7 protein-coding genes are annotated in these 7,932 nt (G+C 62.9%); 2 read left to right on the top strand and 5 right to left on the bottom strand.

Annotated features, from left to right (window positions below):
• Positions 1 to 133: 133 nt before the first annotated feature.
• The 3 genes from VMN77_06865 to mtgA all read right to left on the bottom strand — a co-directional run bounded on the left by VMN77_06865 (position 134) and on the right by mtgA (position 3,718).
• The gene (locus VMN77_06865) at positions 134 to 1,249 is read right to left on the bottom strand and encodes a hypothetical protein (protein HTN43503.1); all 1,116 of its coding nucleotides are present in this window, start codon (positions 1,247 to 1,249) and stop codon (positions 134 to 136) included.
• A 54-nt stretch (positions 1,250 to 1,303) separates the two neighbouring features.
• Positions 1,304 to 2,254 carry an NmrA/HSCARG family protein gene (locus VMN77_06860; protein HTN43502.1) on the bottom strand — a complete coding sequence of 317 codons (951 nt, stop codon included), beginning with the start codon at positions 2,252 to 2,254 and terminating at the stop codon, positions 1,304 to 1,306.
• 285 nt (positions 2,255 to 2,539) lie between these two features.
• The gene (gene mtgA, locus VMN77_06855; GenBank protein ID HTN43501.1) at positions 2,540 to 3,718 is read right to left on the bottom strand and encodes a monofunctional biosynthetic peptidoglycan transglycosylase; all 1,179 of its coding nucleotides are present in this window, start codon (positions 3,716 to 3,718) and stop codon (positions 2,540 to 2,542) included.
• A gap of 46 nt (positions 3,719 to 3,764) precedes the next feature.
• Between mtgA and VMN77_06850 the strand changes: the two genes are divergently transcribed.
• Both VMN77_06850 and VMN77_06845 read left to right on the top strand, forming a co-directional pair.
• Positions 3,765 to 4,496, top strand: a complete 732-nt coding sequence (locus VMN77_06850) for an RNA methyltransferase (protein HTN43500.1) — start codon at positions 3,765 to 3,767, stop codon at positions 4,494 to 4,496.
• A 23-nt stretch (positions 4,497 to 4,519) separates the two neighbouring features.
• Complete coding sequence (locus tag VMN77_06845; protein ID HTN43499.1) at positions 4,520 to 5,818, top strand: DEAD/DEAH box helicase; 1,299 nt, start codon at positions 4,520 to 4,522, stop codon at positions 5,816 to 5,818.
• 2 nt (positions 5,819 to 5,820) lie between these two features.
• Here the strand turns inward: VMN77_06845 and VMN77_06840 are convergent, their stop codons facing one another.
• Together VMN77_06840 and VMN77_06835 are read right to left on the bottom strand one after the other, a co-directional pair.
• Positions 5,821 to 7,245, bottom strand: coding sequence for an aldehyde dehydrogenase family protein (locus VMN77_06840; protein ID HTN43498.1), 1,425 nt, complete (start codon positions 7,243 to 7,245; stop codon positions 5,821 to 5,823).
• A 108-nt stretch (positions 7,246 to 7,353) separates the two neighbouring features.
• Positions 7,354 to 7,932, bottom strand: a 579-nt coding sequence (locus VMN77_06835) for a thiamine pyrophosphate-dependent enzyme (GenBank protein HTN43497.1), incomplete at its 5' end; no start/stop codon positions are given.

The following is a 7,932-nucleotide window of genomic DNA, read 5'->3' as shown; positions in this document are numbered from 1 at the left end:
TTGTCTCGGCTTCTGTTTGACTGTGCGCGTGGCCAGTGGAACCCTCCCGTTTGATTGAGACCGTTCCAATCTACTGGGAAGGCGGCGGGCTGTCAAGAATAATTATGCCCGGCTTGGACCGGTCTGTTGATATTCACTCCTGAACTTGAGGCGCCTCGATCGGGCCCAGGCATTTCGTCCCGCCGCTTGAAAGTATCGCGCAGGTATGCCAGCCTCCCGCGCCGAGCGCGACGACCCCGGTCAGCCCGGAAAAAACCGGGGTGGCGGCCATCTTGTCCTTTACCGCTCCCAATTGGCCCAGGGAGTTGCTACCCCAGCAATAAACCTCGCGACTCTCCAATATCGCGCAGGTATGCTGGCTTCCCGCCGAGATCGCGGCCACCTTGTCCAGCGGAACGGTTTTTCCGCCGGGTCCCGGAACGACCACCCGGACCGGCGTGAGCGAACTCTTTCGCAGTCCGTCGCCGAGCTGCCCTTCGAATCCCTCGCCCCAGCACTGCACGGTCCCATCCCTAAGCAGCGCGCAGGTGTGGCGGCGTCCGGCCGTCACGGCGACGGCTTTGCCGGCGATGGGGACGGGGCCGGGCGGAAAGGAGTGAGGCTCCAAAATGCCGTGGCCGAGCTGTCCGTAATGATTGTCCCCCCAGCAAAGGAGCTGCCCGTCCTCCTGCACGGCGCAGGAATGCTCGGCCCCCGCCGCGATCGAAATCGCCCGGGAAACCCCCGGCACGACGACCGGAAGGGACGGCTTCGCCAGCGACGGCCGTTGAATGCCGGTCTGGCTCGTCCGGTTGTCCCCCCAACAGACGACCTCACCGTCGATCAGCCGCGCGCAGGTGTGGTTGCGCCCGGCCGCGATCAGGGTCGCCGGACCCACCGGCGTCAGCACCGGCTTCGAGGAAGGATGCTTGGTGAGATCGGCGAGCTGGCCCAGGTCGTTTCGACCCCAGCATTTCACCTGGCCCGTGGCCAGCGCGGCACAGGTATGCCCGTCTCCCGCCGCCAGGGCCTCCACATTGGACAGACCCGACACCACCACAGGAGCCTCCGCATCGGCCGTGGTCCCGTTCCCGAGCTGGCCGTAACGGTTGTTCCCCCAGCAAACCGCCTTCCGGTCCGGCGTCACCGCGCAGGAATGGCTATCTCCCGACGCGATGACCGCGGATTTCGACTCCGCCCCGCGGGCATTCAGCGGAACGCCGTACACGAGCACAAAAATCCCGATCAGAAAGACCCCCCGACGCATCATAGGAATTATCCATCCGTGCGGCCGACTCGCCGGGGCCGGGCCCCGCTCCGGCCCCTACCCCAACGGTATGCGGCCCTTGTTTTTCGCCAACCACTGCTCGAAGTTCTGAAGCCCGGGATGCAACGCGCGGGTGAATTTCAGATCGCGCACGCCGCAAAAGTAATCGTTGAAGTCCCGTTTGAACTGGAACATGTTCCCCAGATCGTCCGCCCCCGGAAAACCGAAGCCGCGATAAACCTCCGGCGGAACGTCGTTGTAGCGCACCGGCTGGCCCAAGGCCTTGGCGAAGGCCGCGGCCATTTGCGCCCCGGTCGGATGATCCCCGGCGATGGCGATCGTTTTGCCGATGAATTCCTTCCCCTTCTTGAAGATTCCCAAGGCGCAGGGGCCGATATCCTCGGCGGCGATTCCGGGAAGTTTTTTATCGCCCATCGGAAATGTGATCGCAAGCCGACCGTCCGGGCCTTTCTTCGGCCCCATTCCGAAATAAATAAAGTTATCCCAGTAGAAGGAGGTGAGCAGGCAGGTGGTCGGCGCGCCGACCTGTGTGAAAATTTTATCGGCCTCCCCTTTGCCGTCGAAGTGTGGGACCTTGTATTGGCCCCCGAGCGTGGGCATCCGGTTGTCGCTCAAGGGCACCCACCTTCGCGTGTCTTCCAGCGTCGACCAGATGACATGCTTCACGCCGGCCGCCTTGGCCGCCTTGGCCATCGCGGTCGCTTCGGCGATCTCTTGCTCGGGCTTGAAATGCGCCCAGAAGAAGGTGACGCAATAAGCTCCGTGCGCTCCGGCGAAGGCCTTGTTCAGGCTGCCCTCGTCGTCCACGTTTGCGGCCACCACCTCGACCCCCATTTTGGCCAGCTCCATGGACTTTTCGGACTTCGGGTCCCGTGTGAGCGCGCGCGCCGTGAACTCGCCGCTTTTGTCGTTAACAATGGCGCGAACCAGGCCGCCGCCCTGTGCGCCCGTCGCCCCGATGACTGCGATGATTTTTTTCCCTGCCATGGTGCCGCCTCCCTTATCCAATTTACCTCACCGACGTACCGATCGGTTCGTCCCTGCGCCGATGGCTTCTCCCTATATATATAATAGATGCAGATCGAATATATTGCTCCTTTTTAGGACCGAATCCGTCATTGCGATTATCAATTTTGGAGCCGGGACTCGACCTCCGGATGACATACCGGTTTAGAAGATATTTAAACTGTCGGACAAAATCTTGACGGGACGGTTCAGAATTATACCGAATCACGGGATGAACCGCAAGGGAACGCGAAACGGTTTCGGCGGCTACGACCGCGTTACGAGATCGCGCCAGGCGACACGGCGAGGATCGACCACACGGTACTCGCGCGGGGAATCGGGCTCGAGCCCCTTGAGCAGCTCGACCGCCTGGGCGCTCTCCTCCAAGCCCCAGACGCAGGCCATCGCCAGGATCTGATTTTTCTCCTCGACCAGCAGCAGCCCGGGCGGCGGATCGTTTCGCGCGGACGCGCGGGTGGGTTCGCGCCGATCCGACAACTGGGACAACTGCTCCTCCAGATATTTCTGGAGGCCGGCGTCGAGGGTCGTCCGGATCTTGTGACCGGCCTGGTAGAGCCGCGTCCCGCCGCCGAGATCCACCAGGCCGGCATTGAGAAAACGGAGATGACAGGACTCGGTCGATATCGGGAACTGGGCCGTGATCTTCTCGTAGCGGAATACGATCGGTTCGGCGAGCGCCGCCTCGTATTCCTCCCGTGTCAGGAGCCGGTCCACCTGCATCAGGCCCAGGATCAGTTCCTGGCGGTGCCGGAGCCGGGTCCGGTTGTGTTCGGGATCATACCGCAACGGGTTGACGAGCATGGCCGACAGCATCGCGCCCTCCGCGACGGTCAGATCGGCGGCGTGCTTGTCGAAATAATACCGGGACGCCGCCTCCGCGCCGAACAGCCCCGGGCCCCACTCGACCTCGTTCAGGTACAATTCCAGGATCCGCCGCTTCGAGAGGATCTCCTCGACCCGTCGGGCCAGTATGAACTCCTTCACCTTGCGCGTGATCGTCTTTTCCTTCGTGAGAAAGACGTTTTTCACCAACTGCTGCGTGATCGTGGATCCGCCGCGGGCGTACCGTTTTTTCTTCAGGTCCTCCTTGAGGGCCTCCCAGGCCGCCTTGTAATTGATCCCCTCGTGATGGAAGAAGGTGTCGTCCTCGGCCGCGATGACGGCGATCTGGAGGTTCGGGGAGATTTCGGACAGCGGCGCCCAGATCCGGAACTCCTCCCCGGTCAATTGGGTCAGCACGATCCCGTTGCGGTCGAGGACCTCGGTCGCCTGCTCCGGTTTGTAGGTCGCGATCAAGCGCGCGTCGGGAAGCGTGGCGACGATCCAGCCGAGCCAGGCGCCGGTTGCGATCGCGAGCAGCAGGACGCCGAGCGCGACCGTCCTTAAAATTTTTCCAACGGCCATCTTCATTGCAGCGCCGTCCATGATAACACCATTTGGATTTCCGAGACAACTTTGATACTATCCCCCCATGGCCGACCCGCTCAAAAATATCTCGATCGTCCTCGTCCGCCCGACCCGCCCCGGGAATATCGGGGCCGCCGCGCGCGCGATCAAGAACATGGGCCTGTCACGGCTCGTCCTCGTCCGGCCGGTCGACCCCCTGTCCTCGGATTCCTACACCATGGCCTACGGCGCGCACGACGTACTCCAACGCGCAAAGGTGTACGGGTCGCTTCGAACGGCCGTGGCCCGGTGTCGATACGTCGTCGGCACTACCGCCCGGACGCACAAGGGGTACGGAAAACCGTCGACATTGATGAAGACCGTTCCGGACCTCCTCGCGCGCGCGAAGCGGCATCCCGTCGCGGTCCTTTTCGGCCCGGAGTCGTCCGGGCTGGCGAACGACGAAATCGCCCTCTGTCAGTCGCTCGTGACGATTCCGACCGCCGAGGCGCATACCTCGATCAACCTGGCCCAGGCCGTCATGGTTGTCGCGTATGAACTGCGGCGGTGCGCGGAGACGGGCAACGGAAAGAACTCTGCGAAGGGCCGCGCCGCCGTCGACACCGACCAGCGCGAGCGGTTTTACGCGGAGATGAAGACCCTTCTCGAGATGATCGGGTTCGTGAAAGGGACCCAGGGAACCCATATCCAGGCCGATCTTCGCCGGATCTTCGGCCGGGCCGAACCGGACGAGCGCGAGCTTCGCATCCTGCGGGGGATCGTCCGCCAGGTGCGCTGGGCCTTGACGCATCGATAAAAAAAAAGATAGAATACTCCCCAGTGACGACGAATTTTGAGAATTTCCGCATACCGCCGGCCGTATTGGACGGCATACGTCGCGTCGGCTTCACGCAATGCACCGAGATCCAGGAGCGGACGCTTCCGATCACGCTGGAGGGCAAGGACGTCGCCGGACAGGCCCAGACCGGCACGGGAAAAACCGCGGCCTTCCTGATCGCGATCTTCTCGCGTCTTCTGTCCCTTCCCCCGCCGCCGACGGGCCACCTCCCCTCGCCCCGTGCGCTCGTGATCGCCCCCACGCGCGAGCTGGTCGTCCAGATCTTAAAAGATGCCCAGTCGCTCGGCTCCGAGCTTCCATTTCGAATGCTGGCCGTCTACGGCGGCGTGGATTACGACCAACAGCGCACGGACCTGAGTCGCGGACCGGACATCCTGATAGGGACCCCGGGCCGCCTGATCGATTATCTCAAACAGAAGGTGTACGACTTCCGGAGGCTCCAGATCCTGGTGATCGACGAGGCCGACCGAATGTTCGATATGGGATTCATTCGGGACCTGCGCTACATGCTCCGCAAGATGCCGCCCTACCACGCGCGACAGTCGATGCTTTTTTCGGCCACCCTGTCCTTCCGCGTAATGGAGCTGGCCTACGAGCACATGAACAACCCGGTCAAAATCGAGATCTCGCCCGAGCAGGTCACGGCCGAGCTGGTCGAGCAGCGGCTCTATCATGTCGAGCAGGCCCAGAAATTCTCGCTGCTGTTGGGAATCTTAAAAACCGAACCGTGGGAACGGATCTTGATCTTCGTGAACACGAAACGGGAAGGGGAAAGGCTGGAGGCGAGATTAAAGCAACACGACTTTCACGCGCGCGCGATCACGGGCGATCTTCCCCAGAAAACCCGTCTCAAGGTGATCGAGCAGTTCCGCGCCAAGACGCTGCCGATCCTGGTGGCGACCGACGTGGCCTCGCGCGGCCTGCATATCGAGGCGGTCAGCCACGTCATCAACTACGACCTGCCGCAGGACCCCAAGGACTACGTCCACCGGATCGGAAGGACGGCGCGCGCCGGCGCGACCGGACATGCGATCAGCCTCGTCTGCGAGGAGTTCGCCTTCTCGTTGGAAGAGATCGAGACGCTTATCGGCCACAAGATCCCGGTGATCTGGGCCGAGGACAAGGACTTCATCACGCCGCTTCCCGAGCCGCCCCGGCACGAATACCGCCGTCACGGCCCGCCACAGCACGGGAGACCGCATCAACCTTCCGGACGACGCGGCGGCCCCCCCGGTCCACGTCACAACCGTCACTCCGGCCAACGCAAAACAGGCGGATGATTTTACTGAAGGTTTAACGCCAGCAATTTCGGCTCGGTCATTTCTTCGATCGCGTAGCGCACGCCCTCGCGGCCGAGGCCGGAGTCCTTCACGCCGCCGTAGGGCATCGGGTCGATCCGGTAGCTCGAGACCTCGTTCACCATCAGCCCGCCGACCTCCAGCTCCTCATACGCATGGAAGATTTTTTTCAGGTCATTCGAAAAAATCCCGGCCTGAAGCCCGTACGCCGAATTATTGACCGAGGCCAGGGCCTCGTCAAAATCGTTATAGGGGATCACGACCACCAGCGGCGCGAACACCTCCTCGGTGCAGACCTTCATGACCGGGGTCACATGGTCCAGAACCGTCGGCTCGAAGAGCGGCCCGCGACGTTTTCCGCCGATCAGGACCTTCGCCCCTTGTCGGACGGCCTCCGCCACCCATTGCTCCGTACGTTCGGCCGCATCGGAATGGATCATCGGCCCGACGCTCGTCCCGTCATCCATGGGATCGCCGGTTTTGAGCGCGCGGACCAGGTTCAGAAAGCGGTCCATGAAAGGTTTGATCACCGGCTCGTGGACGTAGATCCGCTGGACCGAAATGCAGGACTGGCCCGCGTAGGAGAACCCGCCGGCCGCGCAGCGGCGGGCCGCGAGATCCAGATCGGCGTCGCGGTGGATGATCACGCCGGCGTTCCCGCCCAGCTCGAGCAACACTTTTTTCTTTCCAGCCTTGCTCTTCAGATGCCATCCGACCTTGGCCGAGCCGGTGAACGAGAGCAGCCTGAACCGCTCGTCCGTCGCCATCTTCTCCGCGAGCTCGTTGGAGCACGGGAGGATGCTGACCGAACCGGCCGGCAGTCCCGCCGTCGCGATGATCTCGCCCAATAACAGGGCCGTGATGGGCGTCTTGGGGGCGGGCTTTAGAATAATCGGATTGCCCGACGCGATCGCCGGCGCGATCTTATGACCGACGAGGTTCAGCGGGAAATTGAAGGGCGATATCCCAAGGATGGGCCCGATCGGGAAGCGTCGTACGATCCCGAAGCGCGATTCCGACCCGGCCGCGAGGTCCATCGGGATCAGCTCCCCGCCGAGCCGCTTCGTCTCCTCGACGGCGGTCTGGAAATTCAAGATCGCACGGCCGACCTCCCCGCGCGCGTCCGTGATCGGCTTTCCGGCCTCCGCGCAGATCATCCGGGCCAGCTCCTCGCGCCGCTCCCTTAGGCCGTCCGTGATCTTTTGAAGCGCATCGGCCCGACGGTAAAGAGGCATTTTGCGGAGCTCCGGAAAGGCGTTTTGCGCCGCGCGGATCGCATGCTCGATCTCCGCGTCCCCGGCCTGGTGGACGCTCCCGATCGCCTCCCCGTTGTAGGGATTCATGATCTCGACCGCCTTCTTGCACGGCCTCCCGCTTCCCGCGAGAAAGATCGGATACTCCTTGATCATGTCGCGCTCCATTTCATCCAAAGGCCCGTGCGGTCCGCCTCCGGCGGTCCTCCGAGGCCCCCGGATCCCGCGGCCGCCCCGGGCCAATCCTGCCGGCGGCCTTTCCAATTACAAAGGACAAATAAATTGACCCAATTGTTCCATGAAACGGAAATTCTCACGGTAATCGACCGGCGCCTCGATCACGGCCGGAACCGTCTGGGCGAAGGCCTCCCGAAGCGTCGGCCCCAATTCTTTCGCCGATCCGATCCGGTAGCCCTTGGCGCCGTAGGACTCGGCCAGCCGTTTGAAGTCCGGATTTCCGAGGCTCGTCGCGAATTCCCGGCCGAACTTCCGCTGCTGCTTCCACTTGATCAACCCGTATCCGTCGTCATTGAAGATCAGGACGACGAAGGCCAGGCCGAGCCGCCGCGCGGTCTCCAGCTCCGAGCAGGCCATCAGAAAACCGCCGTCGCCGCAGATCGCCAGCACCTTGCGGTCGGGATTCACCAGCTTGGCCGCGATCGCCCCGGGCAGCGCGATCCCCATCGCCGCAAACCCGTTCGAGATGATCACGGTGTTGGGAACCGAGGCCGGGAAGATCCGCGCGATCCAGATCTTGTGCGCGCCGACGTCGCTGATCAGGAGGTCCTCCTTGCCCAACGCCTCGCGGACCTCTCGCAGGATCCGCTGCGGCTTCAACGGGAA

Source organism: Nitrospiria bacterium (genome assembly GCA_035498035.1).
Taxonomy (GTDB): domain Bacteria; phylum Nitrospirota; class Nitrospiria; order JACQBZ01; family JACQBZ01; genus JACQBZ01.
Note: the sequence above shows the minus strand (reverse complement) of the source record. Positions and strands in the feature narration are given on the sequence as shown.